This is a genomic window from Streptomyces sp. NPDC028289, assembly GCF_055565975.1.
Genome location: NZ_JBVHTI010000003.1, coordinates 681,759 through 708,184 on the forward strand (window position 1 = coordinate 681,759; position 26,426 = coordinate 708,184).

The window sequence follows — 26,426 nt, forward strand, 5'->3', positions numbered from 1 at the left end:
CGTTTCACCAGTCGACGATGGGTGGAGTCGTCGTGGACGGCGGCTCCACCCACGGATGTACCGTCGCCGCCCAGACCGTGAACGCCACGGCCGCCGCGCACAGCAGCAGCCACAGCAGGCGGCGGGCCCTGCGCCGGCGCCGCAGCATCCGGCCGCCCCGGCGCAGCACCTCGCCGTAGAGGTCGGGCGGCACCGGGGGCGGTGTCCGTTCCATGGCCCGCCGGGCCGCGGCCTCGCGTTCGACACGGTTCACGACGGTGCCACCTTCGCCCCCAGCACCGCGGGCGCCGCCTTGCGCGGCGGATGCAGCAGGGTGGCCGTCGCCCGCTCGCAGAGGGCGTGCACGCGCTCCGTGGGCAGGCCGAGCAGCGCCGCCGTCTGCTCCTCGGCGACCCCCTCGTACAGCCGCAGCACCAGGATCAGGCGCTCCCGGGGCGTGAGCCCGGCCAGGGCGCTGCCGGGGTGCGGGCGGGTGCGGCTGAGCGGGCCGCCGTACTGGTGCCAGGCGGAATTCGCGAAGCGCAGGGCGAGGTACTGGCGGGCCCGGTCGTACGGGTCCTCGCCGCGCAGCCGGTCCCAGCACGCGTACGTGTGCGCGAGCGCGAAGGTCAGCAGGCGCCGCGCGCGGGGGTTGGCGTCCGGCGCCTCGGCGGTCAGCAGGGTGGCGGCATGCAGCAGCCGTCCTGCCGCGCCCGCGACGAACGCCTCGAACTCCCGGGCCCGGCGGGCGTCCTGCAGCGCCTGCCGATCACGCACCGTCCCTCCCCGACTGTGGGGGCCCGGACACGGGTACGCCGGGGCCCGGTCTCATATGAGGCCAGGGTCGGGCCCACGGTCAAGAGCCGCGCGTCACGCGCGCGTGACGGATACGGCGGATGCCTGCGGGAAGCCCAGGCGGTGTCCGTGCCCGGCCGACCGCTCGGAAGGCCGACGGTCGGAAGGCCGGCCGGCGGTCAGGAGGCCGGCGGGGTGTCCGAGCCCGGCGGCACAGCCATCCGCGCGGACAGCGCGCTGTTGAAGCGGGTGAGCAGGGCGCAGAACGTCTCGCGCTCCGCCGGCTCCCAGTCCTGCGTCAGCTCCGCCATCAACTGGCGCCGCGACGAACGCACTTCCTCCAGCCGCGACAGCCCGCGCGGGGACAGCTGGAGCACCACGGCCCGGCCGTCCTCGGGGTGCGAGGTGCGCTTGACGAGCCCGGTGTCGACCAGCGGAGCCACCTGCCGGGTGACCGTGGACGAGTCGATGCCCATGCTCGCGGCGAGCGCCTTGACCCCCATGGGGCCTTCCTTGTCGAGGCGGTTGAGCAGCAGGTACGCGGCGCGGTCCATGGAGTTGCGCACCTGACCGACGCCGCCGAGCCGGGTCTGTTCGGCACGTCGGGCGAACACCGCCACCTCGTGCTGCAGCGTGTCGAGAAGACCGCTGTCACCGACGGTCGTCATGTCCATCGACATTTCAGGTGTTGTGGGCATGGCGGGGGGCTCACTTCATGAAGAGTGCTGTGGTGGGGGACAGAGTACGCGGACAGGGGGCGAGCCGTACCGGCGCTGCGCAAACCGGTCTCGGAGGTTGGTCACACCCGCGCCTTCGGCCTGTGAACTGCGAGACTTGAGTCATGAGCTACAGCACGGCTGACTCCTTGCGCCCCGTCACCCTCGACGACGTGCGCGGCGCCCAGAAGATGCTCACGGGCGTGGCGCGGACGACCGCGATGGAGGGCAGCAGGCACCTGTCCCAGCTGGTCGGCTCGCCGGTGCACCTCAAGTGCGAGAACCTCCAGCGGACCGGTTCGTTCAAGCTGCGCGGCGCCTACGTCCGGATCGCAGGGCTGCTGCCCGAGGAGCGCGCCGCCGGGGTGGTCGCCGCGAGCGCCGGGAACCACGCGCAGGGCGTGGCGCTGGCCTCGTCGCTGCTCGGCGTGCACTCGACGGTGTTCATGCCCGACGGCGCCCCGCTGCCCAAGATCAGCGCGACCCGGGAGTACGGCGCGGAGGTGCGGCTGCACGGCCAGGTGGTCGACGAGACGCTGGCCGCCGCCCAGGAGTACGCGGCCGAGACCGGCGCGGTGTTCATCCACCCCTTCGACCACCCGGACATCATCGCCGGCCAGGGCACGGTGGGGCTGGAGATCCTGGACCAGTGCCCCGAGGTCGGCACGATCGTCGTCGGGATCGGCGGCGGCGGGCTCGCGGCCGGGATCGCGGTCGCGGTGAAGGCGGTCAGGCCGGACGTGCGGATCGTGGGCGTCCAGGCGGCGGGCGCGGCCGCGTATCCGCCCTCGCTGGCGGCCGGGCACCCGGTCACGGTGGCGAACCCGGCGACGATGGCCGACGGCATCAGGGTCGGACGGCCCGGTGACGTGCCGTTCGCGCTCGTCGAGGAGCTGGTCGACGAGGTCCGCACGGTCACCGAGGACCAGCTGTCCGCCGCGCTGCTGCTCTGCCTGGAGCGGGCCAAGATGGTCGTGGAACCGGCCGGGGCCAGCCCGGTCGCGGCGCTGCTGGGCGAGCCGGAAGCCTTCGCCGGACCGGTCGTCGCCGTGCTGTCCGGCGGCAACGTCGACCCGGTGCTGCTGCAGCGGGTACTGCGGCACGGCATGGCCGCGCAGGGCCGCTACCTGGCCGTACGGCTGCGGCTGACCGACCGGCCGGGCGCGCTCGCCACCCTGCTCGGGGTGCTGTCGGCGGTCGACGCGAACGTCCTCGACGTGAGCCACGTCCGCACCGACCCCCGCCTCGGGCTCGCGGAGGCGGAGGTCGAACTCCACCTGGAGACCAAGGGGCCGGCCCACTGCACCGAGGTCGGCCAGTCCCTGCGCGAGGCCGGTTACACGGTCATCGACTGAGGGCGTCGGCCGTTCCCAGCGGGAAAAGTCCAGGTCAGTGCCTGTTCATTCACTCGTTCGGGAAAATCCGTCGACGAACGCGATACATCGCGTTATGGTGTGTCGCGTGGCCACCGCTGCCCCCGCCCGCCGTCGCGCCGGTGGAAAACCATAGGCGGACCGAGGGCCGCATACCTAGCCTTTTGCGCACCATCCCCGACGACGTGGAGACCCACATGCCAGGCGCCATCTATGCCGAAGGTCTGGTCAAGACCTTCGGCGACGTAAGGGCTTTGGACGGCGTCGACCTCGATGTCCCCGAAGGCACGGTCCTCGGACTGCTCGGGCCGAACGGCGCGGGCAAGACGACGGCCGTCCGCTGCCTGACGACCCTGCTCCGCCCCGACAGCGGCAAGGCCGTCGTCGCGGGCATGGACGTACTCAAGCAGCCGGACGCCGTACGCCGCTCCATCGGCCTGTCCGGACAGTTCGCGGCGGTCGACGAGTACCTCACCGGCCGCGAGAACCTCCAGATGGTCGGCCAGCTGTACCAGATGCGGGCCAGGCAGGCCAAGGCCCGCGCCGTCGAGCTGCTGGAGCAGTTCCACCTCACCGAGGCCGCCGACCGCCCCACCAAGACCTACTCCGGCGGCATGCGCCGCCGCCTCGACCTCGCCGCCGCCCTCGTCGTCTCCCCGCCGGTGATGTTCATGGACGAGCCGACCACCGGCCTCGACCCGCGCAACCGCCAGCAGTTGTGGGAGGTCATCAAGCAACTGGTCTCCGGCGGCACGACCCTGCTGCTCACCACCCAGTACCTGGAAGAGGCCGACCACCTCGCCCATGACATCGCGGTCGTCGACCACGGCAAGGTCATCGCCCAGGGCACCTCCGACGAGCTCAAGGCCCGCACCGGCGGCGAGCGCGTCGAGGTCGTGGTGCACGAGCGCGAGCACATCCGGACCGCCGCGGAGGTGCTGGCGGGGTTCGGCAAGGGCGACACCACCGTCGAGGAGCACACCCGCAAGCTCACCGTCCCCGTCACCGGCGGCGCCAAACTGCTCGCCGAGGTCATCCGCGAGCTGGACTCCCGCGGCATCGAGATCGACGACATCGCCCTGCGCCGCCCCACCCTCGACGACGTCTTCCTGTCCCTGACCGGACACGTGGCCGAGGACAAGCCCGAGGGCAACGGCGAGCAGGGCACAAAGAAGAACACCCGCAAGGAGGCCGTGAAGTGAGCGCCGTGAACGACTCCATGGTCGTAGCCCGCAGGAACTTGATTCGCATGGGGCGGATTCCCGAGATGCTCATCTTCGGGCTGATCCAGCCGATCATGTTCGTGGTGCTGTTCACCTACGTGTTCGGCGGCTCGATCACGGTCGGCTCGTCCACCTCGACCCAGGCCTACCGTGAGTTCCTGATGGCCGGCATCTTCGCCCAGACCGTCACCTTCGCCACAGCGGGCGCCGGCGCGGGTATCGCCGACGACATGCACAAGGGCCTCATCGACCGCTTCCGCTCCCTGCCGATGGCCCGCGGCGCGGTCCTGACCGGACGCACCCTCGCCGACCTGGTGCAGACGGCGCTCACCCTCGTCGTCCTGGCGGTCGTCGCCCTGATAGTCGGCTGGCGCACGCACGAGAACATCGGCAAGGTGCTCGCCGGCTTCGGCCTGCTTCTGCTGCTCGGGTACGCGTTCTCGTGGATCGGCGCGCTCATCGGACTGTCCGTGCGCACGCCCGAAGCGGCAACCTCGGGCGGCCTGATCTGGTTGTTTCCGCTGACCTTCATCTCGAACGCGTTCGTGGATGCGAACCACTTGCCGACGTTCCTGCGTCACATCGCCGAGTGGAACCCGTTCAGCGCCACCGTGCAGGCGTGCCGCGAGCTGTTCGGCAACCTTCCGCCGGGCTTCAACGCGTCCGACGCCTGGCCCATGCAACACCCGGTCTGGGCCTCGCTGATCTGGTCGGTCGTGATCATCGCCGTCTTCCGCGCGCTGGCGGTCCGCAAGTACCGCCGGGCGGCCGGTTGATCTCGCCTCTTGCGGACAGGCACGACGAAGCCCCCACGGAGAGGTGGGGGCTTCGTCGCGTCCGCGCCGAGTCGGCGGTCGTCGGCGCCAGGGCGCCGCTCGATCACAGCCCCTGTGGCTGGGCGGGGCCGGCTGACGGGGCGTCTCGTCGGCGCACGAGCAGGCCTGCGGGCCGCCACAGGGCGAAGGCCAGGCCGAGGCCGAGCGGAATCTGCAGGAACCGCTGGATCACCGGAGGCCCGGGCTTGTCCCCCCGCCTGAGCGGGGCATCGCCCTGCGGATCGACGGTCACCGTGTAAGTGCCGCCCACCACCCACTTCCAGCCCATGAGCCCGTTCTCCTCGAACGGAGCCAGCGGCGGGCCGTCGATGACGGTGACCGTGTAGCGGTGGACGCCCGGATCCATGCCGTCGCCGGCGGACCACTGAATCTGCCGGACCCTGACGTGTTCGGTACGCCCGTGCTGGTGCAGTGCCTGCTGGTCCAGCTCCAGGATCTGCAGGATCAGCACCCCGAAGAGGCACACCGCACACAGCATCCACCGGAGGTCCAAGTACCAGCACGTGCTGAGGAACACGCAGCCGAGGAGGATCGCCAGCGCGCACAGCAAGTCGATCCACTCGGCGTGCGTGACGAAGGCTGTGCGCACGATCAGACGCACGATCGCCCACAGCACCCACACTGCGCCGGTGCTTGCGGCGCCCACCAGTACCCGCCGGCCCACGCCTGCCCGCCCTGTGCGTACTTCCTCCACGCTCAACCTCACCCCTGGTCTCGATGGAACCGCCGGCCGGGTGGTGCACGCACTCCAACGTATGGATTGTTCAACGATCCTTCAATAGGATTGTTCAATTCTCGGCCGTCTGCTTCGCGGACGCGGAGGGGTAACCAACCGGAGGGCTGCAGGAGATGAGCTGGCATCAGTTCGAACAGATCGACGACAACGGGCGGATCCTGTTCAGCGACGACCCCGCGCTGCGGCTCGAGGGCATCGTGACGGGTCTGGACACCGCGGAAGGCACAGTCACCCTCGATCACGCACAGACACGTCACATGCCCGTTGCCCTCTTCGAGTTCAGGCATGCCCTGGGTGTGGGCGACTTCGGGTACGTCGTGCCAAAGGGAGCCTCGCGCGACGGGATACCCGAGGAACCGCAGATCGAAGGCGCCATCCTGTTCGGCATGAGGCGCCTGGCGCCCGAGTTCTCCGACCTGCGCTCGATCCCCGGATGGGAGCTGCACGAGATACCCGATGAACAGCCAAAACTGGCGCAGCGCCTCGGATACACCTACTCCCGGCTGGAACTGCGGACGCCCGACGGTGAGATCTACTCCCGGACCTGGGTCCCGCACGACCCCGAGTGGGCGGCCGCCGCCCTGCGTCACGGCTACGTCGTGTGCCTGTGCGGCGTGGAACTGGGGATCCGCGCACCGTATGCGATGACCGAGGCGCAGCACACCGCGAGCATGCGCTACGAGGCCTTCCGCCGCGGATGCGCGGTGGGTCTGACAGTGGGCGGATTCGTCGCCTACGTCGGCCACCGCTGACGCGCAACACCGAGCCGGCGCGCTTCGCGTACGGACTGGGCCGCGACGCGGCGTTTGAGCGGGCCCCGCGGACGACGCGGTTCACCTGGTACGGGATGCCGGCGGCGGCGCCCCGCCTCGCCGGTGGTGATCGCCGCGAGCGGGATGCCGTGTGCAGCCACGGCGCACGGCGCGTAAGACCCCCGGCGTCCCGCGGACGCCGGGGGCAGGTGTCCGGCCGGTCAGCCCGAGTAGGGCTCGGCCTTCAGGATCTTCACCGAGGCCTTCTTGCCGTTCGGCAGCTCGTACTCCGCGTCCTCGCCCACCTTGTGGCCGATCACACCGGTGCCCAGGGGGGACTGCGGGGAGTAGGTCTCGACGTCGGCGCTGGCGTACTCGCGGGAGGCGAGGAGGAAGGTCATGGTGTCGTCCTCGTCGCCGTCGAAGGCGATGGTCACCACCATGCCGGGCGCGACGGCGCCGTCCGTGGACGCCGGGGCCTCGCCGACCTTGGCGTTCTCGAGAAGCTGGGTCAGCTGGCGCACACGGAGCTCCTGCTTGCCCTGCTCCTCCTTGGCCGCGTGGTACCCGCCGTTCTCGCGCAGGTCGCCCTCCTCGCGCGCGGCCGCGATCTTGGCGGCGATCTCCGTGCGCGCAGGACCAGACAGGTACTCCAGCTCGGCCCTGAGCTGGTTGTACGCCTCCTGGGTCAGCCAGGTGACGTTCTCGCTGGTCTGGGTCACAGGTGCTCCTCGTCGGTACTGGGAATACAAAGCATCGCCCTACCCGGAAGCATGTTCCTTCATGGAAGGGCGAAACCACGAGCCTAACAATTCAACGGCGGAAGGGGGAGGACATAAGCCATCAGAATTACGTCAGCGCAGGTCGGCGCCTACGTATTCCGGCTGATGTCAGTCGGCGTGGCAGCCGAGCAGCTCCGCCGTGGTGCCCCGGGCCGTCGTACGGAGCGTGACCACCCGGTCGATCTCGGTCGCGGACCCGGTGAAGTGGAAGTCCGCCCGGCCCACCTCGGAGCCGTCCGCCGCCTGGGAGCGCAGCGTGCAGTAACCGGAGGAGCCGGAGTCCTTGTGGACCTCCAGATGCACCTGGACCGCGTGGTCCGAGGCGTCGAAGGTGACGACCTGGGCGCTGATCTTGTTCTGTACGACATAGTGGTAGGCCCAGTAACCGACCAGGACCAGCAGCAGGGCGCCCAGCAGCGCACCGGCGACCCTGAGCTTGCGGTCGGCGCGCTCGTCCGAGGAAGTGCCGTACCGGCCCTCGGGCAGCCGCGTGCTCGCGGTACTCATGATCGTCCTCCGGACCCCGGAATTATTCGCCCTCCGATTCGGTCACTATAGAAGCCGCCGATTGCCCCCGAGCTACCGGGGCGCCGACTTACCAAGGATTGAGTCTTGACTGACCAGCTGCGACTGATGGCCGTCCACGCCCACCCCGACGACGAGTCGAGCAAGGGCGCGGCCACCATGGCGAAGTACGTGTCCGAGGGGGTGGACGTGCTGGTCGTGACCTGCACGGGCGGGGAGCGCGGCTCCATCCTCAATCCCAAGCTGCAGGGCGACAAGTACATCGAGGAGCACATCCACGAGGTACGAAAGAAGGAGATGGACGAGGCCCGCGAGATCCTCGGCGTCAAGCAGGAGTGGCTCGGCTTCGTCGACTCGGGTCTGCCCGAGGGCGACCCGCTGCCCCCGCTGCCCGAGGGCTGCTTCGCCCTGGAGGACGTCGACAAGGCGGCCGGCGAGCTGGTGCGCAGCATCCGCGCGTTCCGCCCGCAGGCGATCACCACCTACGACGAGAACGGCGGCTACCCGCACCCCGACCACATCATGACCCACAAGATCACGATGGTGGCCTTCGAGGGCGCGGCCGACGCCGAGAAGTACCCCGAGGCCGAGTTCGGACCGGTCTTCCAGCCGCAGAAGCTCTACTACAACCAGGGCTTCAACCGCCCGCGCACCGAGGCGCTGCACAACGCCATGCTGGAGCGCGGCCTGGAGTCGCCGTACGGGGACTGGCTGAAGCGGTGGAACGAGTTCGAGCGCACCGAGCGCACCCTGACCACGCACATCCCGTGCGCGGACTTCTTCGAGATCCGCGACAAGGCGCTGATCGCGCACGCCACGCAGATCGACCCGGACGGCGGCTGGTTCAAGGTGCCGATGGACCTCCAGAAGGAGGTCTGGCCGACCGAGGAGTACGAGCTGGCGAAGTCGCTCGTCGATACCTCCCTCCCCGAGGACGACCTCTTTGCGGGCATCCGCGACAATGCCTGACATGAGCGCAAGCCTGGCACTGACGCACCTCGTCCCCCTCGCCAAGGAGGTCGACGAGAACAAGGTCACCCCCGGAGTTCTCGGCTTCATCGTCTTCGCGGTGATGGCCCTGGCGGTCTGGGGCCTGATGAAGTCCATGAACAAGCACATGCAGAAGGTCGACTTCAAGGAGCCCGCCCAGAGCGGGGCGGACTCCAAGGCGCCGGCGGCCGACCCCAAGGGCTGACCGGCGTCACGTCCCGGCCGGCACCGGCACGCCCATCACCTCGCGGGCGTGCCGGCTGGGCACCATGCCCAGACGCCAGGCCTGCCAGCCCGACTCCAGCTGTACCCCGCGCTCCAGGAGCAGGCCGTACGCCGTCACGTACTCGGCCAGCTTCTCGTCGCGCAGCGGGTGCCCGCCGCGGGCGAGCTGGGCCAGCTCCTCCTGGGTGACGGCGGTGCCCACCTCCACCCCGCCGGGCGCGGCGTACGGAAGCAGGGTGCAGCGCAGGAAGCGGGCCCAGTCCTCACCGCGCCGGTCGCCGTACGACGTGAACAGGGCGACCGCCTCGTCGCACAGGGCGAGCGCCTGCTGGGTGCGGGTGTTGCCGGCGTCGACGACGGCCAGCTCCAGGCAGGTCCAGGCCTCGCCGTGGACCACGCCGATGCGCTGGAAGTCGGCGCGGGCGTCGACCAGGAGCTGGCGGGCGAAGCCCGAGTTGCGCAGCGAGCCGGTCTGGGCCGCACGCTGGTCGCGGGTGACCCGGGCCGAGTGGTGGCGGGCGCAGGCCAGGCCGTAGACGTCCCGCATCCGGGAGAACATCGTCCGTGAGCGCTCCAGCTCGCGGACCGCCCGGTCCAGGGCGCCGGTCTCCTCCAGGGCCAGGCCCAGGTAGTACGCCGTCCAGGCCTCGCCGCGCGCGTCCTCGTTCTCCCGGTGCCGGGCGGCCGCCGCCCGCAGTCCGTCGGCCGCCGGGGACGCGTCGCCGGCCACCAGCCGGGCCCGCGCCAGCTGGGTCAGCGCCCAGGCCTCGCCACGGGCGTCCCGGGTACGGCCGTAACGGTCCAGCGCGGCCCGGAGCTCCCGCTCCGCCCGCGGTACGTCGCCCATGCGCAGCGCCAGCTGGCCGAGCTGGAAGTGCGCCCAGGCCTCGCCGTGCACCGAGCCGCCCTCCCGGTGCAGGACCAGCGAGCGGGTGAGCAGGTCGAGGGACTCCGGCAGTCTCGCCCGGTCGCGTTGCACGGCCGCCAGCGCGTGCATCGTCCACGCCCGGTCGGTCGCCAGCTCGGGCGCCGCCTGCAGGTCGAGGGCCTCCTGGAGCTTGGCCGCCGCCTCGGCGAGGTTGCCCTGGTGGTGCAGGGTGATCCCGAGCGAGCACAGCGCGCGGGCCGCACCGGCGTCGTGATGCGCCTCCAGGTAGAGGTCGACGACGGAGGTCAGGGTGGTGCGGGCCTTGTCCAGTTCGCCCAGCTGACGGGCCGCGATACCGGTACGCCACTGCACCGACCGGACCAGCAGACCCTGGTCCACGGACTGCGCCAGCTCGCTGATCTCACCGAGCCGGTAGAGGTCGCCGCGCAGCAGGCAGTAGTCGCACAGCGCGCCCAGCAGGTTCTGCACGGCCGCCTGGTCGACGCCCTCGGAGTGCCGCAGCGCCGCCGTGATGAAGCTCGACTCGTCGTCCAGCCAGCGCAGCGCCTCGTCGAGCGAGGTGAAGCCGTGCGGGCTGAACCGGTCCGAGCGGGTCGACATGTTGCCGTCGACCAGCCGCAGCACCGAGTCGGCCAGCTCGGCGTAGTTCACGATCAGCCGCTCCTGCGCCGCCGTGCGGTCGGCCGGGGTCTCCTCGTCGAGGAGACGGGCCTGGGCGAAGGAACGGACCAGGTCGTGCAGGCGGTAGCGGCTGCCGCGGACGTGGTCGATCAGGCCGGCCCGGGTGAGCGCGACCAGGTGGCGAGTGGCCTCGGCCTCGTCGGCGCCCAGGAGGGCGGCCGCGGCCGCCGCGCCCATCGAGGCCCGGCCCGCCAGCGCCAGCCTCCTCAGCAGCCGCCGCCCGGTCTCCGACTGGTCGGTGTACCGCAGCCACAGCACCCGCTCCACCGGGCCGACCGGACCGTACGCGCCCAGGTCCGTGGCCAGTTGGAGCGGTGAACGCGAGCCAAGCGACGAACCCGCCACCCGCAGCGCCAGCGGCAGCCCGCCGCACAACTCCCGGATCCGGTCCGCGGACTGCGCGTCGTACGGCCCCGACGCGTCCTCGGCCGCCGCGTCCAGCAGCTCCTCCGCGCCGGCCGCGTCCAGCGCCGTCACCGGCAGCTGATGCACCCAGGCCGGCAGGTCGGCGGGCAGGTCGAGCTGGTCCCGGGCGGTGACCAGGACCAGGCTGTCGGAACGCTCCGGCACCAGCGTGCGCACCTGCTCCGGATCCGAGGCGTCGTCCAGCACGATCGTCACCGGGAGCCCCGTGAGGTGCTGGTGGTACAGCTCGCTCAGCCGCTTGACCTGCTGGTCGGCGGAGGAACGCTCACGGAACAGCAGCTGCTCGCGCGGTGCGCCCAGCCGGTTGAGCAGATGCAGCAGGGCGTCCCGGGTGGGCAGCGGCGGCTCCTCCCGGCTGGCGCCGCGCAGGTCCACGACGACCGCGCCCCGGAAGAGGTCCTTCAGCTCGTGGGTGGCCCGGACCGCGAGGGCGGTACGGCCGGAGCCGGGCTCCCCGTGCAGGACCACGACGGTCGGCCGGGTCTCCGTGGCCGCCCGAGCCGCCTGCGCCCACTGCCGGATCCGCGCCAGCTCCTGCTGCCGGCCGGCGAACGGGCCGTCGGCGTCGGGGAGCTGGCCGAACGACTGCTGCAGCACCGTACGCCTGCGGGCCGCCGCGCTCTTGTCCGCGCCGCGCAGCACCGGGCCCTGCTTCTTCGGTCCCGTGGAGGCGCTGAGCACCCGCTGCTGGTCGAGGAACGGCCGGATGCCCCGCACCTCCAGCGCGGTCAGCCACTGCAGCCGCAGCTGCTCGGGGCCGCCGGGCTGACCGGCCGCGCCGGCGTGGTGATGAGCGGCGGGCAGATGGGAGCCGGCGACCTTGACGACCGTGGCGGCCGCCCCGACCACCCCGACGGCCACGCCCGCGCCGAGCGCCGTGGCCGCCCCGGTGCCCAGGGAGAGGTCGGCGACGGTGGCCGCGACCGCCGCGACGGCCGCGACCAGCAGGGGGGTTCCCGAGCCCTCCTTGGCGTAGCGCCGGCCGAAGCTCGGCCGGATGGCCTCCGTCTCGTCGAGGGCGTGGGTGTACGCCGCGTACTCCTCGGCGGCCGTCCGTTCCATCTCCGCCAGCCCGCCGCGCGCCCGGGACAGCAGCACCTGCCCGTCGACGCGCCCGCCCGAACGGCGGACCTCCTCCTCCACGGCCCGCACCAGCAGCCGATCGGCTTCCGCCCGATGGGCGTCCCGCATGTCCCGTCCCCCTCCAGCGGCAACTCCTTTGTCCACAAGTGTCCTTGCGAAGAGGCGCGATGGCGAGGGGGCGACGATCAGACGGCCGGTGAGGGTTCCGTGGTGGCCCCCTGATACGGAGGTCTTCGCGTCGGCACGCGGACAGCAGCAGGGCCACAGCTCTGCCGACCGGCGACATAACCCTCATGGAGCGAGGGAATACCCGTCGCGGAAGTCGGCGGGCGCCGACCGCGGAGAACGCGGCCCGGCCGAAGCTTCGACGAGCTCCCCAACTGCCTCAAGACCGAATCCGGCAACTGGATCGAGGACGGTGACGTATGGCACAGAAGGCGCCCAGACCCGGGCGGCGGATCCAGCTCTACACGACAGACACCTTTCCGCTGGCCGGGTATCGCATCGTCGGTGCCTGGTTCATCTGGATGAGGAAGAGCGGGGTGGAGGACGCCCTGAACGCGCTTGCGCACAACGCCATGATCGAAGGCGCGGATGCGGTCATCGGGGTCCGTATCATGGTGAGCCCTGCCACGGGCTTCTCGGACGCCTGCGTCGTCTACGGCACCGCCGTGGCCGTCGAGCGGACATAGCGGCGTCCGGATCGCCGAACTACCGGGCGGCCGGCCCGGGCTGGGCGGCCAGCCGGCCCCATCCCTTGGAGAGGGCCAGGTACACGCAGGCCGCCGCCAGGCCTGCCTCCGCCACCGCGCTCGCCAGCGCCACGAGCAACTCGGTGCCCACCGCCGACGTCGTTATGTCGAACCAGGCGTCCAGCACCGCGACCGATGCCGTCGCGGATGCCGTGAGCCGGGCCCGGGCGTCGCCCCGCAGACCCAGAACCGCCGTCGCCGCGCACCCCGCCGCCATCAGGACGTCCAGCCCGATCCACGCCACCGCCCAGTTGTGCACCTCGGTCTTGGTGGGCAGCGTCAGCGCCAGCACCACCATCCACGGCACGAGCAGCACGGAGGACGATCCGAGCAGGATCAGTGCCCACCGCTTCAGCCGCCTCATCCGCTTCGCCTCTCGGGTCTGCACCACCGTCAACCGTTCCAACACCTGATCCCCCTCGCCTTGTTCCGGATGCGTGGCTGTGGAACCTGTGAATCGCTCGGGTCCTCCGGCATTGCCGGGCCATGGCTTCACGCTAGACTGCAGAGAGAATTCTGCAAAGGAAATTCGGCAGACATCGGGGAAGAGTCGGGGAGGCTCAGGGATGTCTCAGGGTTCTCAGGGTTACGGTGACCGCATGACCGACGGCACGCCCCACAGGGCCGGAGCATCCGAGCCCGCCGCCCCCGCCGAGAAGCCCGCCGCCCCCAGCGGGACGCCCGCCGAGCTGACCAGCCTGGAGCGCACCGCCCTCTACAAGTCCCTCGGCAACCCCCTGCGCCGCCGGATCCTCGACTACCTCGGCCGGCACGGCGAGGCGAACTCCACCGTGCTCGCCCGCGAACTCGGCGAGAGTTCCGGCACCACCAGCTACCACCTGCGCAAACTTGCCGACCAGAAGCTCATCGAGGAGATCCCCGAGAAGTCGGGCGGCCGGGAACGCTGGTGGCGGAGCCTGCCCTTCAGTCACACCACGCCCGACCCGGCCACCATGACGACGGAGGAGTACGCCGCGGCCGAGCACCTCGCCCTCCTGAAGATCGAGGTCGACACCAGGCTTTTCCGCCGCGCCCACGAGGAGTACCGCGGCCCGCAGGGCTGGGCCCAGGTGCAGCGCACCGGCACCTGGATGACGAAGACCGACCTCCACGACTTCGTCCGCGCCTACCAGGAACTCCTCGACCGCTACAGCCACCCCGACGACGCCGTCCCCGAGGGGGCGCGCCGGGTGAACCTGCGCTTCTACGCGGCTCCCGACCCCGTGGGAGAGTGGGAAAGTGAACCGACTGGCCCATGAGACGTCCCCCTACCTCCTGCAGCACGCCGACAACCCCGTCGACTGGTGGCCCTGGTCGGCCGAAGCCTTCGAGGCCGCGCGGGCCGTGAACAGACCCGTCCTGCTGAGCGTCGGGTACAGCTCCTGCCACTGGTGCCACGTCATGGCCCACGAGTCCTTCGAGGACCAGGCCACCGCCGACTACCTCAACGAGCACTTCGTCAGCATCAAGGTCGACCGCGAGGAGCGGCCGGACGTCGACGCCGTCTACATGGAGGCCGTGCAGGCCGCCACCGGGCAGGGCGGCTGGCCCATGACCGTCTTCCTCACCCCCGACGCCGAGCCCTTCTACTTCGGCACCTACTTCCCGCCCGCCCCCCGGCACGGCATGCCCTCCTTCCGGCAGGTGCTGGAGGGGGTCCGGGCCGCCTGGGCCGACCGGCGGGACGAGGTCGCCGAGGTGGCCGGGAAGATCGTCCGGGACCTCGCCCAGCGGGAGCTCGGGCACCAGGGCGGCCGGCCGCCCGGTGAGCAGGAACTCGCCCAGGCGCTGCTCGGGCTCACCCGTGAGTACGACCCGCAGCGCGGCGGATTCGGCGGCGCCCCCAAGTTCCCGCCGTCCATGGTGATCGAGTTCCTGCTCCGGCACCACGCCCGCACCGGTTCCGAGGGCGCGCTGCAGATGGCCGTGGACACCTGTGAGCGGATGGCCCGGGGCGGCCTCTACGACCAGCTCGGCGGCGGCTTCGCCCGTTACTCCGTCGACCGCGACTGGGTCGTGCCGCACTTCGAGAAGATGCTGTACGACAACGCCCTGCTCTGCCGGGTGTACGCCCACCTGTGGCGGACCACCGGGTCCGAGCAGGCCCGCCGGGTCGCCCTGGAGACCGCCGACTTCATGGTCCGCGAACTGCGCACCGCCGAGGGCGGGTTCGCCTCCGCGCTCGATGCCGACAGCGACGACGGGAGCGGGCGGCACGTCGAGGGCGCGTACTACGTGTGGACGCCCGCCCAGCTCCGCGAGGTCCTGGGCGAGGACGACGCGGACCTGGCCGCCCGGTACTTCGGGGTCACCGCGGAGGGCACCTTCGAGGAGGGGCAGTCCGTGCTGCAACTCCCGCAGCAGGAGGGCGTGTTCGACGCCGAGCGGATCGAGTCCGTCAAGCGGCGCCTGCTGGCCGCACGGGCCGGACGCCCGGCCCCGGGCCGGGACGACAAGGTCGTCGCCGCGTGGAACGGCCTCGCGGTCGCCGCACTCGCCGAGACCGGCGCCTACTTCGACCGCCCCGACCTGGTCGAGGCCGCCGTCGGCGCCGCCGATCTCCTCGTACGGCTCCACCTCGACGACCGCGCGCGGCTCGCCCGCACCAGCCGGGACGGCAGGGTCGGCGCCAACGCGGGCGTGCTGGAGGACTACGGCGATGTGGCCGAGGGCTTCCTCGCGCTCGCGTCCGTGACCGGAGAGGGCGTCTGGCTGGAGTTCGCGGGACTCCTCCTCGACCATGTCCTGGCCCGCTTCACCGACCAGGAGAGCCCGGAGACCGGCGCCCTCTACGACACCGCCGCCGACGCCGAACAGCTGATCCGCCGGCCGCAGGACCCGACCGACAACGCCACGCCCTCCGGCTGGACGGCAGCGGCCGGTGCCCTGCTCGGGTACGCGGCCCACACCGGTGCCGAACCTCATCGGACCGCGGCGGAAAGGGCGTTGGGGATCGTCGGGACGCTCGGACCGCGCGTGCCGCGCTTCGTCGGGTGGGGGCTCGCCGTCGCCGAGGCCCTGCTGGACGGGCCGCGCGAGGTCGCGGTCGTCGGACCGGAGGCGACGGACGACCGGACGACCGCCTTGCACCGTACGGCACTTCTGGGCACCGCACCCGGTGCCGTCGTGGCCGTGGGGACTCCGGAGAGCGACGAGTTCCCGCTGCTCGCGGGGCGGCCGCTCGTCGGTGGGGAGGCGGCCGCGTACGTGTGCCGCAACTTCACGTGTGACGCGCCGACCGGCGACCCGGAGCGGCTGCGGGCGGCACTCGGGGGCTGAGGTTCGCCGAAATCCGTGGGTGCGTTGTCGGCTGCCGGTGAGTGGGGGCTGGTCGCGCAGTTCCTCCCCCAGCCTTCGGCCGGGGGCACCCCCAGCGCCCCTACGGGGCGCCAGAGCGCGCTTTCCGGCCGTTGGGCCGAAACATGCCATTTATCAGCCGAGTTCACGCTCTTCACATCATCCTCATAGGATCCCCCCATCGCCGTGACGGGTGTGACCCGCCGTCATGGTTGGGGTGGGGTGGGTGTGAAGACTCTGTAAGTGAAGTTCGAGCTTTGTGCGATCGCTGTTCACCCACGAGCCCCTAGCATCGCTGGAGCAGTGCCCGGTTCTGTCGCATTTCGGACCGTGGCAGTCATGTCATGTGGGGGGAGAGCGCAACTTTGTCCGAGTTCTTCGACCAGGTCTGGTCGTGGATCGTCGAGGCTGTGGGGGAAACTTCATGGCGAGAGCTGATGCCGCTGGGGCTGGCCGGACTGTTCGTCTGGGCCCTGTGGTTGTACCGAGCGGTGCTCTCCCGGTTCGCCAAGCCAGTCGTCAACAACTTCCGTACCAGCGTCTCCGTGGTGGTCCCGGCCTACCGGGAGGACCCGGAGATCCTGCTGGAGTGCCTGGAGACCTGGCTCGCCCAGGATCCGGCCGAGATCATCATCGTCCCTGACGTCGAGGACCACGAGGTACTGCACCGGCTGTCGCTGGTCGAGGACCCCCGGGTCCGGGTGCTCGCCTTCGAGCACAGGGGGAAACGTTCCGCCCTGGGGGTCGGCATACGGGCCGCCACGAGTGAGGTCCTCGTCCTGGTGGACTCCGACACCCGCTGGGAGCCGGGGCTGCTGGACGCCGTGCAGATGCCGTTCGAGGACCCCACGGTCGGCGGGGTGGGCACCCAGCAGAACGTCTACCAGCGCACCACCAGCGTCTGGCGCCGTATCGCCGACTGGCTGGTCAACCTCCGTTACTACGACTACGTTCCGGCCATGGGCCGGGCCGGTGCCGTGGCCTGTCTGTCCGGCCGTACCGCCGCCTACCGCCGCGAGGCGGTCCTGCCGGTGCTGGAGAACCTGGAGAACGAGTTCTTCCTCGGCCGCCGCTGTGTGGCGGGCGACGACGGCCGGCTCACCTGGCTGGTGCTCGCCTCCGGCTACAAGACCGTGCACCAGTCCTCCGCGCGGGCGGTCTCCATGTTCCCGTCGTCCTTCCGGGCCTTCGTGAAGCAGCGCGTCCGGTGGAGCCGCAACTCCTACCGGTGCTACCTGACCGCGCTGTACAAGGGCTGGCTGTGGCGGGTCCCGCTGGTCACCAAGATCACGGTGCTGCAGATCCTGCTGACCCCGGTGACCATGGGCATGGCCCTCGGCTACCTGCTGACGAGCCGGCTGGACCTCAGTGCCCGCGGTGTCGTCCTCACGCTGATCTGGCTGCTGCTGGGCCGGGCCGTCCGCGGCTACTCGCACCTGCGCAGGCACCCGCAGGAGATCTTCCTGCTGCCGCTGACGGCGCTCGTGGTCATCATGATCTCGCTGCCGATCAAGCTGTACGCATTCGTCACCATGAACAAGCAGGGCTGGCTCACGCGCACCAGCAGCAGTATCGGAGGCGAGGGCCAGAGCGCGGCCACGCTCTCCGGAACCGCCGGCGGCGGCCAGAGCCACTCCGCCCTCCAGCCCGAGGTGATCTGACGCCATGGCCACCCCCCTCATGACGCAACCCCTGACGAAGAGAAGACCCGGCCCCGGCACCCGGCTGCGCCGGGCCGGTGCCAGGACGGCGGCCTTGCTCGGCGCCTTCGCGGTGGCGGCGACGCTGCTGCTCGGCGCCTCGGCCACGGCCCACGCCGACGGGGACGCCGACAAGAAGCAGAAACTGGCCGCCGAGGACGCCGAGACCCAGGCCGCGCTGGTCGCCGACGAGGACCACCGCCTCAATCAGGTACGGGCGTTCACCTCGGTGGCCCCCCTGCAGAGCACCAAGTGGACCGTGCCGTACCGGCTGGACACCGACAACGGGTACACCCTGGTCCTCACCGAGCGCAGCAACGCCTACACCATCGCCGACCTGCTGAAACTCGCTCCGCAGACCTTCGTGCGGCGCAAGGACGGCTCGTATCTGCTGACCGAGAACATCTACCTGAACGTCGGCGCCAAGCTGAAGCTGTCCAACCCCGGCGGCCTCACCCTGCGGATGGCCAGCAACCGCACCGGCTTCGTCTCCATCGTCTCCTTCGGCGGCGAACTGACCCTCCAGGGCACCGCCCAGGCGCCGCTGACCATCACCAGCTGGGACCCGCAGGCCAACAAGGCCGACAGCGACGTCCGGGACGGCCGCGCCTACATCCGCACCATCGGCGGCCAGTTCGAGATGACGCACGCCAAACTCGCGAACCTCGGGTTCTGGAGCGGCCGCACCGGAGGGCTCAGCCTCACCGGCACCGACCGGCCGAACACCGGCTCGCTGGAGGACACCGGCCAGGTGCACGGAAAGACCGCGCGCGAACGGGCCGACCAGCAGGGCGACCAGGACAAGCAGGACTCCACCAGCGGTGACGTCATGGCCATGCCCTCGGGTGAACTGACCACTCCCGACGCCCGGTTCTCGACCGGCGGTCTCTCCTACGTCTCCGGGTCGATCACCCACTCGACCATCACCGGCAACGCCTTCGGGATCTTCATCTCCAGCGCGACGGGGATCGAGATCAGCGACACGACCGTGGCGAACAGCCTGGAGGACGGGGTGGTCATGCACCGGTTCGTCTCCAGCTCGCTCGTGCAGCGCACCGTCGCCAAGGACAACGGCGGCGACGGCTTCATCCTCTCCCGGGCCACCCAGCAGGTGCGGGTCAGCGGCTGCACCGCCGAGGGCAACGGCGGCAACGGCTACACGCTCAGCGGCAAGCCCCTCGCCGACGGCCCCTCCGCCTCCGGGCAGGCCGTCGACAGCTACGGCTCCAATTCGGTCGCCAACAGCGTGGCCAAGGACAACGGCCGCTACGGCGTCGAGGTGCTGGGCGGTTTCGACGTCGGCGTGCAGAACAACCGCATCGAGGGCGGGGACATGGGCATCGTGGCCCGCCTGGCGGCGGACAAGGTGTCCATCACCGGCAACCGCCTGACCGGCCAGAACCGACAGGGCATCTCGGTACGCGACGGGGTCACCGGCGCCACGGTCACCGGCAACATCATCGACGGGCCGCAGACCGGCGTGTACGTCCGCGACTCGGCCGCCGAGATACGCGGCAACACCGTCCAGGACGCCACCAACCACGGGGTCAGCCTGGTCGGCGGTGTGGACGGCACGACGGTCTCCTACAACGTGATCGGCGGGGTCGGCCCCAGCGCGCTGGACTCCATCCGCTCCCACGGCGGTGCCGACATCAAGGAGAACCAGACCTTCGCCTGGTACGACACCAGCTCCTTCTGGGTCAGGGTCAAGCACTACGCGAGCCCGATGACGCTGCTGTGGACGGCCATCCTGCTCCTCATCCTGTTCTCGGCCGCCATGGGTCGGCGCAGGCGGCGCGCGAGCGGGCGCGGCGCGGGCATCGTGCACCCGTACTCCGACAAGGCACCGCTGCCCTCCCCGCCGCCGGACGAGATCGCCGTGGCGGGCCGCAGCCGGGAGCCGGTGATGAGCGAATGAGCGACGACACCACCCGACAAGCGCCCGCGCCCGGTGACGGCGGTCCGGGCGACGGCGGCACGGGCGGCAGCGGTCCGGGCGATGGCGGCGGCTCCGCGGCGGGCGAGTCCGCCGTGGAGCGGGCGCGCCGGATCTGGCTGGCCGGCGGGCCGCCGCTGTGGGTGGCCTCGGCCGCCCTGGTGATCTCGGTGGTGGCGCTGATCGTGGCGGGCGTCTCGGCAGGCGGTGACCGGCCCGTCGTGTACGGGGCCGGCCCCAGCGCCGGTCCCACCATCCCGGTCGCCGAACCCACGGACGACGGGGACGACACCGGCGACCCCGGTGCCACGGCCTCCGGTCCGGCGCCGGGCGACACGGCGGCCACCGACGGACCGGCCACCCCCACCGCGACCGGCTCGGCCGCGGCCGTGGCCTCAGGACCGGTGAAGTGCCCGGCCGCCACCGTCACCGTCAGCGACGCCAAGTCCCTGAAGGACGCGCTGGACCAGGCGCAGCCCGGTGACGTCATCAAGATGGCGGACGGGGTCTACTCGGACCGCTTCACCGCCACCACCCCCGGTACGGCGGACCGGCCGATCTTCCTGTGCGGCGGCCCCGGCGCGGTGATCGACGCCGGCGACGTCGACGGCGGCTACGCCTTCCACCTCGACGGCGCCAGCCACTGGCGGCTGATCGGCTTCACCGTGCGCAACGGCCAGAAGGGGGTCATGGCCGACAAGGTCCAGGGCAGCGTCATCCAGGGCCTGACCGTCGAGAACATCGGCGACGAGGGCATCCACCTGCGCGACTTCAGCTCCGGCAACGTGGTCGAGGACAACACCGTCCGCGCCACGGGCAAGCGCAAGGAGCAGTTCGGCGAGGGCATCTACGTCGGGTCCGCCGAGTCCAACTGGTGCAGCATCACCGACTGCAAGCCCGACAAGAGCGACGACAACGTGATCCGCGGCAACCACGTCAGCGACACCACCGCGGAGTCCGTCGACATCAAGGAGGGCACCACCGGGGGCTCCCTCATCGGCAACACCTTCGACGGCGCCGCCCTCAGCGGGGGCCACAACGACTCCTGGGTCGACGTCAAGGGCAACGACTGGCTGATCAAGGACAACGTCGGCAGCCACTCGCGTGAGGACGGCTTCCAGACCCACCGGATCCTCGACGGCTGGGGCACCGGAAACGTGTTCCAGGACAACAGCGCACAGGTGGACGGCCCCGGTTACGGCTTCCACTTCGCGCCCGTCGAGAACAACAAGGTCACCTGCGACAACAAGGTCACCGACGCGGCGAAGGGCCTCGCCAACGTCGCCTGCTCCTCCTGACGTGACGGGGCCCGGCCCGCACCCGGGCCCCGTACGGCCGCGGTTCCCTCTCCTTCACCCACTTCACCCAAGCGCGTCCTCGGCATGCGCGCTTTCGGCCCGGAAACCCCCTCGGAGGCATCATGGAAACTCTTCCCGCCGCCATCCACGGCACCGTCGGCTCCGACGCTCCCCGTCTCACGGTCATCGGCACCGGCTACCTGGGCGCCACGCACGCCGTGTGCATGGCGGCGCTCGGCTACGAGGTGCTCGGCGTCGACGTGGACCCCGGCAAGATCGAGCTGCTGAGAGCCGGGGAGGTGCCGTTCTTCGAGCCAGGACTGCCCGAACTCCTGGTCAAGGCCCAGGAATCCGGCCGGCTGCACTTCACGACCAGCCTCGCCGAGGCCGCGGAGTTCGGCGACATCCACTTCGTCTGCGTCGGCACCCCACAGCAGCCCGGCTCCTACGCCGCGGACCTGACCTACGTGGAGGGTGCGGTGACCGAGCTGGCCCGGCACCTGAACCGCCGCGCCCTGGTGGTCGGGAAGTCGACGGTGCCGGTGGGCACCGCGGCCCGCCTCGCGGAGCTGGTCCGCACCACCGCCCCGGCCGGGGACGCCGTGGAGCTGGCCTGGAACCCGGAGTTCCTGCGGGAGGGCTTCGCCGTGGAGGACACCCTGCACCCCGACCGGCTGGTGTTCGGCACCGAGTCCGCGTGGGCGGAGCAGCAGCTGCGCGCCGCGTTCGCGCCCGTCATCGCCCAGGGCACCCCGGTGGTGGTCGCCGACCTGCCGACCGCCGAACTGGTCAAGGTCGCCGCCAACTCCTTCCTGGCCACGAAGATCTCGTACATCAACGCCATGGCGGAAGTCTGCGAGGCCACCGGCGCCGACGTGCACCGGCTGGCGGAGGCGCTGGCCTACGACGACCGGATCGGCGGCCGGTTCCTGAAGCCCGGTCTCGGCTTCGGCGGCGGCTGCCTGCCCAAGGACATCAGGGCGTTCATCCACCGCGCCGAGGAACTGGACGTCGCCCAGGCGGTCGCCTTCCTGCGCGAGGTGGACGCGATCAACCAGCGCCGCCGGGCCCGCACCGTCGACCTGGTGCGCGAGCTGGTCGGCGGCGATCTCGCCGGGACGAAGGTGGCCGCGCTCGGGGCGGCCTTCAAGCCCAACTCCGACGACATCCGGGACGCCCCGGCGCTGGACGTCGCCGCCACCCTGCACCGGGCCGGCGCCCGGGTGACGGTCTACGACCCGGTGGCGATGGACAACGCCCGCCGTGTCCACCCCGAGCTGGCGTACGGGACCGACGCGCTGCAGGCCGCCACGGGCGCCGACGTCGTGGTCCTGCTCACCGAGTGGACGCAGTTCCGGGAGATCGACCCGGAGGCCATGGGTGCCGTGGTGAACCGCCGCCGGGTCGTGGACGGCCGGCACGCCCTCGACCCCGCCCAGTGGCGCGCGGCCGGCTGGGAGTACCGGGCGCTGGGCCGCAACTGACCGCGGGGCCCGGCCGGTTCAGGTACGGGCTCAGGCGAACTCGGCGAGGGCGCGTGCCACGATGGCCTCCAGCTGCTGGTGGTGCGCGCCCTTCCAGTACGCGCGGCCGCACTCCGCGCACTGCGCGAAGACGTCGTACGACTTCTGCGTCCCGCCCTTCAGCTGGTCCGCCACCTCGTCCTTCGTCGCTTCCCTGAGCAGGCCGTTGCAGGCGGTGCAGCGGGTCCAGGGGCGCAGGTCGGGGGCGAACCGGTCGAGGACGTCGTGGAGCTGGTCGTCGGGGCCGGTGCTGTAGACGTAGCCGCCCGCCCAGAGTTCGCGGCGGCGCAGCAGGCCCCGGTCGCGGCTCAGCAGCACGCGCTTCTCGGCCGCCGAGCGGGCGGCGAGGGCCGGGTCGCCGATGTCCGTCGACTCGTACGCGGTGTCCACGCCGAGGAGACGCAGGCGGCGGGCGAGGGTGCCGAGGTGGACGTCGAGGAGGAAGCGGAGCGGGGCGCCGGGGACGTGCTGGGGGCGGGTGACCGGGCGTACGGTGACCCGCTCGCCGTGCGCGGGGACGTGGGCCACGGGGACCTCGCGGCCGTCCACCACCAGGGCGCCCACCTCGGTCAGGGGGACGCCCAGGGACTCGATGACGTGGCCGAGGGTCGAGACGCCGTCGACGGTGAGGGGGTGGACGCCGACACGGCGGGCGTGCGGGACGAACAGGGCCAGCTCGGGGGCGACTTCGACGTGGATCTGGGCAGCGTTCACCTGGTCAGGATGGCACGGGGGACGGCCGTGACCTCAGTGGTTTTCCGGGGGCAGGCCGTGCTCGATGACGTTCAGGGCGCGGTCGACGAGGGCGTCGAAGTCGTCCTCGTGTCCGTTCTCCGCCCAGTACATGGAGGCCTCCATGAGCCCGCCGATGATCGACATCGCGTAGACCCGGACCTCCAGGCTCTGCGGGTCCCGGCCGGTGCGTTCGCCGATGGCCTGGCAGAGCATGCGGCCGGTCTCCGACATGCTCTCCATCATCCGGGAACGTACCGCCGGGACCTCGGTCATCAGCCTGGTGCGGAGCCGGGAGACCCGGAGGGGTTCCTTCATGCCCAGCTGGACCGCCCGGTGCATCACATAGCGGAGGGAGTCCGGCCACGGCTCGTCGGCGGGCCGGGCCCGGAGCTCCTCCTGGACCAGCGGGTCGTACTCGTCCGTGAGGACGATGTCCTCCTTGGTCGGGAAGTACCGGAAGACCGTCGACGGCGACACCTCGGCCCGCTCGGCGATCTGCTCGATCGTCGTCGCGTCGTACCCCTGCTCCTCGACCAGCGCGTACGTCGCGGACCGGATCGCCTCGCGCGTCTTGATCTTCTTGCGTTCGCGCAGGCCGAGCCGGGGGTTGTCGGCGGGGGAGAGGGGGGTACGTGCGGCCGTCATGCCGGTCATTGTCCGGCATCGGCGGTGGTGGGGGCCACGGCCGGGGACTCGTTCCCTTCGCTGCGGCGCTCGGTGGGGGTGCTGGGCAGGAACGCGGCGGCCAGCAGGGCGGTGGCGAGCGCGGCGATGCCGCACACCAGCAGGACCAGGCCCATGCCGTGGACGTACGAGGCGTTCGCGGAGGCGGCGAGGTGGGCGGAGCCCGTCTTCCCGGCGACCAGGTGGGCGGCGACCACCGACTCGCCGGCGGTGTGGCCGAGCGGGGCGGGCAGCCCGCCGACGTCGAGGCGGTCGCGGAAGGCACCGGCCAGCAGGCTGCCGAGCAGGGCGATGCCGATCGCGCCGCCGACCTGGCGCGTCGTCATCAGCAGCCCGGAGCCGCTGCCCGCCCGGTCCGCGGGCAGGGCGCCGAGGGCGCCGTCCATGGAGGGGACCACCGAGAAGCCGAAGCCGAGGCCGGCGATGGACAGCCACAGCGCGGTGAAGCCGTAGCCGTCGCTCACCGAGGTACGGCTGCCGAGCAGGGCCGCGAAGGCGAGCACGACCAGGCCCGCGGCGACCACGGCGCGGGCGCCGAAGCGGGCGACGACCGGCTGGGCGGCGCGGGCCGCGATGATCAGGCCGCCCATCATGGGCAGCAGCCGCAGGCCGGTGCCGAAGGCGTCGTGGCCGAGGACCGCCTGAAGGTACTGCGGGAGCACGAACAGCAGGCCGGACAGCACGAACATCACGAGCGTCGCGGCGAGGGTGTTGAGCAGGAAGCCGCGGTGGGTCAGGAGCCCCATGTCGAGCATCGGGCGGTGGGCCCGGCGTTCGCGCAGCACCAGGGCGGTGACGAGGACGGCGGCGACCGCGAACAGGGCCAGCACCAGCGGGTCGCCCCAGCCGCGGTCGGGGGCCTCGATGATCGCGTAGACCAGGGCGCCGAGGCCGATCGCGGTGAGCGCGGTGGAGAGGCTGTCGACCTTGGGGGAGGCGGGGTCGCTGGTCTCGGGGAGCAGGAAGACGCAGGCGGCGACGCCGATGGCGGCCATCGGCACGTTGATCAGGAAGACCGAGCCCCACCAGAAGTGGTTGAGCAGGAAGCCGCCGATGATCGGGCCGAGCGGCAGGCCGAGCGCCGAGGCGGCCGAGACGATGCCGACGGCCCGGGTGCGCTCGGCGGGCCCGAACAGCGAGGGCAGCACCGACATCGCGAGCGGCATCACCAGCGCCGCGCCGATGCCCATGGCGGCGCGGGCGGCGATCACCCAGTTCACGTCGCCGGCCAGCGAGCCCATCACCGAGCCGGCCAGGAAGATCAGCAGGCCCACGACGAGCATCCGGCGGCGGCCGAAGCGGTCGCCGAGGAGTCCGGCGGGGAGCATCAGCGACGCGAAGACGATGACGTACGCGTCCGCCATCCACTGCTGCTGGCTGGTGGTGGCGCCGAGCTCACCGGCCATCGTCGGGAGGGCAACGTTGAGGATCGTCGTGTCGAAGCCGAGCACCAGCATGCTCGCGACCAGGGCACCGAGGGCCCACCAGCGGCGGGGGTTCTGCTGCGTCTCATCGACATGAGTGACAGTGGCCATGAAATGAGAGTAGCTCTCAAAAACTGGTAGCTGTCAATGGTGAGTCGATGTCGTAATGTCGAAGAGGGCATGAAAAAAGTGGCCACGGCCCGGGAGCCGTGGCCACTCGGAGGAGCGGCGGTGGGGGCTACGCGTGCTGGTAGGCCACCAGGGAGATGCCGACGTAGTGCACGACGAACGCGGCCAGCGTGAGCGAGTGGAACACCTCGTGGAAGCCGAAGTACCGAGGTGACGGGTTCGGGCGCTTGATGCCGTAGATCACGCCGCCCGCGCTGTACAGCAGGCCGCCGACGACCACCAGGACCAGGACCGCGATACCGCCGGTGCGCATGAAGTCGGGCAGGAAGAAGACCGCCGCCCAGCCCATCGCTATGTAGCAGGGTGTGTACAGCCAGCGCGGCGCGCCGACCCAGAAGACCCGGAAGACGATGCCCGCGGCCGCCGCGCCCCAGATGCCCCACAGCAGCCACTGCCCCTTCGCTCCGGGCAGCAGCAGCATGGTCAGGGGCGTGTAGGTGCCCGCGATGATCAGGAAGATGTTGGCGTGATCGAGTCTGCGCAGGATGCCGTCCATGCGCGGGCTCCAGTCGCCCCGGTGGTAGAGCGCGCTGACGCCGAACAGCAGGCACGCCGTCAGGACGTAGATCCCGCAGGCGATCCGGCCGCGCGGCGAGTCGGCGAGAGCGGTGAGGACGAGGCCCGCGATGAGTACGGCCGGGAACATGCCCAGGTGCAGCCAGCCGCGCAGCTTGGGCTTGACCTGTTGCGACAGGGAGGAGAGCGCGGCGGAACCGCGGCCGGCGGCCGGCGGTTCCGTGGGCGCGTCGGGGACGGACGCAGTCATGAGGGGCATCGTACCTACGGAACCGTAAGTTACGGATCAGTCTCGCTCGATGGTCGCGCCGGAGTGGCCATCGTCTCACGGCGCCTCGATCGCGCCCACAGGGGTGGGCAA

General features: G+C 71.3%; 25 protein-coding genes. 13 read left to right on the plus strand and 12 right to left on the minus strand.

What is annotated here, in order from left to right:
* Window positions 1-4 precede the first annotated feature (4 nt).
* The 3 genes from ACZ4UV_RS17285 to ACZ4UV_RS17295 form a co-directional block, all read right to left on the minus strand.
* Window positions 5-253, minus strand: coding sequence for a hypothetical protein (locus ACZ4UV_RS17285; protein ID WP_451020015.1), 249 nt, complete (start codon window positions 251-253; stop codon window positions 5-7).
* Window positions 250-756 (minus strand): sigma factor-like helix-turn-helix DNA-binding protein, encoded by a 507-nt coding sequence (locus ACZ4UV_RS17290; protein WP_390046409.1) that lies wholly within the window; start codon window positions 754-756, stop codon window positions 250-252. Before ACZ4UV_RS17290 ends, ACZ4UV_RS17285 begins: the two co-directional genes overlap by 4 nt.
* A 197-nt stretch (window positions 757-953) precedes the next feature.
* On the minus strand, window positions 954-1,454 hold the full coding sequence (locus ACZ4UV_RS17295; protein ID WP_293996693.1) for a MarR family winged helix-turn-helix transcriptional regulator: 501 nt from the start codon (window positions 1,452-1,454) through the stop codon (window positions 954-956).
* Window positions 1,455-1,615: 161 nt separating this feature from the next.
* Here ACZ4UV_RS17295 and ilvA point away from each other — a divergent pair, with 161 nt between their 5' ends.
* The 3 genes from ilvA (at window position 1,616) to ACZ4UV_RS17310 (ending at window position 4,862) form a co-directional block, all read left to right on the plus strand.
* Window positions 1,616-2,845, plus strand: coding sequence for a threonine ammonia-lyase (ilvA, locus tag ACZ4UV_RS17300; protein WP_451020017.1), 1,230 nt, complete (start codon window positions 1,616-1,618; stop codon window positions 2,843-2,845).
* A 215-nt stretch (window positions 2,846-3,060) separates the two neighbouring features.
* On the plus strand, window positions 3,061-4,065 hold the full coding sequence (locus ACZ4UV_RS17305; protein ID WP_451020018.1) for an ATP-binding cassette domain-containing protein: 1,005 nt from the start codon (window positions 3,061-3,063) through the stop codon (window positions 4,063-4,065).
* Between the two features lie 17 nt (window positions 4,066-4,082).
* Window positions 4,083-4,862 carry an ABC transporter permease gene (locus tag ACZ4UV_RS17310; RefSeq protein ID WP_390046776.1) on the plus strand — a complete coding sequence of 260 codons (780 nt, stop codon included), beginning with the start codon at window positions 4,083-4,085 and terminating at the stop codon, window positions 4,860-4,862.
* A gap of 103 nt (window positions 4,863-4,965) precedes the next feature.
* Here ACZ4UV_RS17310 and ACZ4UV_RS17315 read toward each other — a convergent pair whose 3' ends face one another.
* Window positions 4,966-5,616: a hypothetical protein gene (locus ACZ4UV_RS17315; protein WP_451020019.1), complete on the minus strand. Its 651-nt coding sequence runs from the start codon at window positions 5,614-5,616 to the stop codon at window positions 4,966-4,968.
* A 155-nt stretch (window positions 5,617-5,771) separates the two neighbouring features.
* On the opposite strand from ACZ4UV_RS17315, the gene ACZ4UV_RS17320 reads away from it, so the two are divergent.
* Complete coding sequence (locus ACZ4UV_RS17320; RefSeq protein ID WP_467838704.1) at window positions 5,772-6,410, plus strand: hypothetical protein; 639 nt, start codon at window positions 5,772-5,774, stop codon at window positions 6,408-6,410.
* Between the two features lie 221 nt (window positions 6,411-6,631).
* Here ACZ4UV_RS17320 and greA read toward each other — a convergent pair whose 3' ends face one another.
* Together greA and ACZ4UV_RS17330 are read right to left on the minus strand one after the other, a co-directional pair.
* Entirely contained in the window at window positions 6,632-7,132 is a 501-nt protein-coding gene (gene greA, locus ACZ4UV_RS17325) for a transcription elongation factor GreA (RefSeq protein WP_351486103.1), read from the minus strand.
* A gap of 168 nt (window positions 7,133-7,300) precedes the next feature.
* Window positions 7,301-7,699: a DUF4307 domain-containing protein gene (locus ACZ4UV_RS17330; RefSeq protein ID WP_351486101.1), complete on the minus strand. Its 399-nt coding sequence runs from the start codon at window positions 7,697-7,699 to the stop codon at window positions 7,301-7,303.
* A 105-nt stretch (window positions 7,700-7,804) separates the two neighbouring features.
* On the opposite strand from ACZ4UV_RS17330, the gene mca reads away from it, so the two are divergent.
* Together mca and ACZ4UV_RS17340 are read left to right on the plus strand one after the other, a co-directional pair.
* Window positions 7,805-8,686, plus strand: coding sequence for a mycothiol conjugate amidase Mca (mca, locus tag ACZ4UV_RS17335; RefSeq protein ID WP_351486099.1), 882 nt, complete (start codon window positions 7,805-7,807; stop codon window positions 8,684-8,686).
* Window positions 8,679-8,912: a hypothetical protein gene (locus tag ACZ4UV_RS17340; protein WP_351486097.1), complete on the plus strand. Its 234-nt coding sequence runs from the start codon at window positions 8,679-8,681 to the stop codon at window positions 8,910-8,912. Before mca ends, ACZ4UV_RS17340 begins: the two co-directional genes overlap by 8 nt.
* Before the next feature lie 6 nt (window positions 8,913-8,918).
* Here ACZ4UV_RS17340 and ACZ4UV_RS17345 read toward each other — a convergent pair whose 3' ends face one another.
* On the minus strand, window positions 8,919-12,119 hold the full coding sequence (locus ACZ4UV_RS17345; RefSeq protein WP_467838710.1) for a tetratricopeptide repeat protein: 3,201 nt from the start codon (window positions 12,117-12,119) through the stop codon (window positions 8,919-8,921).
* A 317-nt stretch (window positions 12,120-12,436) separates the two neighbouring features.
* On the opposite strand from ACZ4UV_RS17345, the gene ACZ4UV_RS17350 reads away from it, so the two are divergent.
* The gene (locus ACZ4UV_RS17350; protein ID WP_451020022.1) at window positions 12,437-12,703 is read left to right on the plus strand and encodes a heavy metal-binding domain-containing protein; all 267 of its coding nucleotides are present in this window, start codon (window positions 12,437-12,439) and stop codon (window positions 12,701-12,703) included.
* 19 nt (window positions 12,704-12,722) lie between these two features.
* Here the strand turns inward: ACZ4UV_RS17350 and ACZ4UV_RS17355 are convergent, their stop codons facing one another.
* A complete protein-coding gene (locus ACZ4UV_RS17355; protein ID WP_390046422.1) occupies window positions 12,723-13,154 on the minus strand; it encodes a hypothetical protein in 432 nt (143 codons plus the stop codon).
* A 208-nt stretch (window positions 13,155-13,362) separates the two neighbouring features.
* On the opposite strand from ACZ4UV_RS17355, the gene ACZ4UV_RS17360 reads away from it, so the two are divergent.
* The 6 genes from ACZ4UV_RS17360 (at window position 13,363) to ACZ4UV_RS17385 (ending at window position 22,478) form a co-directional block, all read left to right on the plus strand.
* The gene (locus tag ACZ4UV_RS17360) at window positions 13,363-14,022 is read left to right on the plus strand and encodes an ArsR/SmtB family transcription factor (RefSeq protein WP_451020023.1); all 660 of its coding nucleotides are present in this window, start codon (window positions 13,363-13,365) and stop codon (window positions 14,020-14,022) included.
* The gene (locus ACZ4UV_RS17365) at window positions 14,003-16,042 is read left to right on the plus strand and encodes a thioredoxin domain-containing protein (protein ID WP_467838714.1); all 2,040 of its coding nucleotides are present in this window, start codon (window positions 14,003-14,005) and stop codon (window positions 16,040-16,042) included. The genes ACZ4UV_RS17360 and ACZ4UV_RS17365 overlap by 20 nt, the downstream gene beginning before the upstream one ends.
* A 383-nt stretch (window positions 16,043-16,425) precedes the next feature.
* Entirely contained in the window at window positions 16,426-17,721 is a 1,296-nt protein-coding gene (locus tag ACZ4UV_RS17370; RefSeq protein ID WP_451021013.1) for a glycosyltransferase family 2 protein, read from the plus strand.
* 4 nt (window positions 17,722-17,725) lie between these two features.
* Window positions 17,726-19,678: a right-handed parallel beta-helix repeat-containing protein gene (locus ACZ4UV_RS17375; RefSeq protein WP_451021014.1), complete on the plus strand. Its 1,953-nt coding sequence runs from the start codon at window positions 17,726-17,728 to the stop codon at window positions 19,676-19,678.
* On the plus strand, window positions 19,675-20,994 hold the full coding sequence (locus tag ACZ4UV_RS17380; RefSeq protein WP_467838716.1) for a right-handed parallel beta-helix repeat-containing protein: 1,320 nt from the start codon (window positions 19,675-19,677) through the stop codon (window positions 20,992-20,994). Before ACZ4UV_RS17375 ends, ACZ4UV_RS17380 begins: the two co-directional genes overlap by 4 nt.
* 122 nt (window positions 20,995-21,116) lie before the next feature.
* Window positions 21,117-22,478, plus strand: a complete 1,362-nt coding sequence (locus ACZ4UV_RS17385; protein ID WP_451021016.1) for a UDP-glucose dehydrogenase family protein — start codon at window positions 21,117-21,119, stop codon at window positions 22,476-22,478.
* A 30-nt stretch (window positions 22,479-22,508) separates the two neighbouring features.
* Here ACZ4UV_RS17385 and ACZ4UV_RS17390 read toward each other — a convergent pair whose 3' ends face one another.
* The 4 genes from ACZ4UV_RS17390 to trhA form a co-directional block, all read right to left on the minus strand.
* Window positions 22,509-23,231, minus strand: a complete 723-nt coding sequence (locus ACZ4UV_RS17390) for a Mut7-C RNAse domain-containing protein (RefSeq protein ID WP_451021017.1) — start codon at window positions 23,229-23,231, stop codon at window positions 22,509-22,511.
* Between the two features lie 33 nt (window positions 23,232-23,264).
* A complete protein-coding gene (locus ACZ4UV_RS17395) occupies window positions 23,265-23,897 on the minus strand; it encodes a TetR/AcrR family transcriptional regulator (protein ID WP_451021018.1) in 633 nt (210 codons plus the stop codon).
* 5 nt (window positions 23,898-23,902) lie between these two features.
* A complete protein-coding gene (locus ACZ4UV_RS17400; RefSeq protein ID WP_467838721.1) occupies window positions 23,903-25,471 on the minus strand; it encodes a DHA2 family efflux MFS transporter permease subunit in 1,569 nt (522 codons plus the stop codon).
* Window positions 25,472-25,598: 127 nt separating this feature from the next.
* Window positions 25,599-26,315 (minus strand): PAQR family membrane homeostasis protein TrhA, encoded by a 717-nt coding sequence (trhA, locus tag ACZ4UV_RS17405; RefSeq protein WP_390046442.1) that lies wholly within the window; start codon window positions 26,313-26,315, stop codon window positions 25,599-25,601.
* Window positions 26,316-26,426 lie beyond the last annotated feature (111 nt).

Excerpts from the sequence above, each read along its gene's own strand:
- ACZ4UV_RS17295 (WP_293996693.1), bottom strand. The coding sequence starts at position 1,454 with ATGTCGATGGACATGACGACCGTCGGTGACAGCGGTCTTCTCGACACG.
- ilvA (WP_451020017.1), top strand. The coding sequence starts at position 1,616 with ATGAGCTACAGCACGGCTGACTCCTTGCGCCCCGTCACCCTCGACGAC.
- ACZ4UV_RS17305 (WP_451020018.1), top strand. The coding sequence starts at position 3,061 with ATGCCAGGCGCCATCTATGCCGAAGGTCTGGTCAAGACCTTCGGCGAC.
- ACZ4UV_RS17310 (WP_390046776.1), top strand. The coding sequence starts at position 4,083 with ATGGTCGTAGCCCGCAGGAACTTGATTCGCATGGGGCGGATTCCCGAG.
- ACZ4UV_RS17320 (WP_467838704.1), top strand. The coding sequence starts at position 5,772 with ATGAGCTGGCATCAGTTCGAACAGATCGACGACAACGGGCGGATCCTG.
- ACZ4UV_RS17330 (WP_351486101.1), bottom strand. The coding sequence starts at position 7,699 with ATGAGTACCGCGAGCACGCGGCTGCCCGAGGGCCGGTACGGCACTTCC.
- ACZ4UV_RS17340 (WP_351486097.1), top strand. The coding sequence starts at position 8,679 with ATGCCTGACATGAGCGCAAGCCTGGCACTGACGCACCTCGTCCCCCTC.
- ACZ4UV_RS17345 (WP_467838710.1), bottom strand. The coding sequence starts at position 12,119 with ATGCGGGACGCCCATCGGGCGGAAGCCGATCGGCTGCTGGTGCGGGCC.
- ACZ4UV_RS17350 (WP_451020022.1), top strand. The coding sequence starts at position 12,437 with ATGGCACAGAAGGCGCCCAGACCCGGGCGGCGGATCCAGCTCTACACG.
- ACZ4UV_RS17360 (WP_451020023.1), top strand. The coding sequence starts at position 13,363 with ATGACCGACGGCACGCCCCACAGGGCCGGAGCATCCGAGCCCGCCGCC.
- ACZ4UV_RS17375 (WP_451021014.1), top strand. The coding sequence starts at position 17,726 with ATGGCCACCCCCCTCATGACGCAACCCCTGACGAAGAGAAGACCCGGC.
- ACZ4UV_RS17380 (WP_467838716.1), top strand. The coding sequence starts at position 19,675 with ATGAGCGACGACACCACCCGACAAGCGCCCGCGCCCGGTGACGGCGGT.
- ACZ4UV_RS17385 (WP_451021016.1), top strand. The coding sequence starts at position 21,117 with ATGGAAACTCTTCCCGCCGCCATCCACGGCACCGTCGGCTCCGACGCT.
- ACZ4UV_RS17395 (WP_451021018.1), bottom strand. The coding sequence starts at position 23,897 with ATGACGGCCGCACGTACCCCCCTCTCCCCCGCCGACAACCCCCGGCTC.
- ACZ4UV_RS17400 (WP_467838721.1), bottom strand. The coding sequence starts at position 25,471 with ATGGCCACTGTCACTCATGTCGATGAGACGCAGCAGAACCCCCGCCGC.
- trhA (WP_390046442.1), bottom strand. The coding sequence starts at position 26,315 with ATGACTGCGTCCGTCCCCGACGCGCCCACGGAACCGCCGGCCGCCGGC.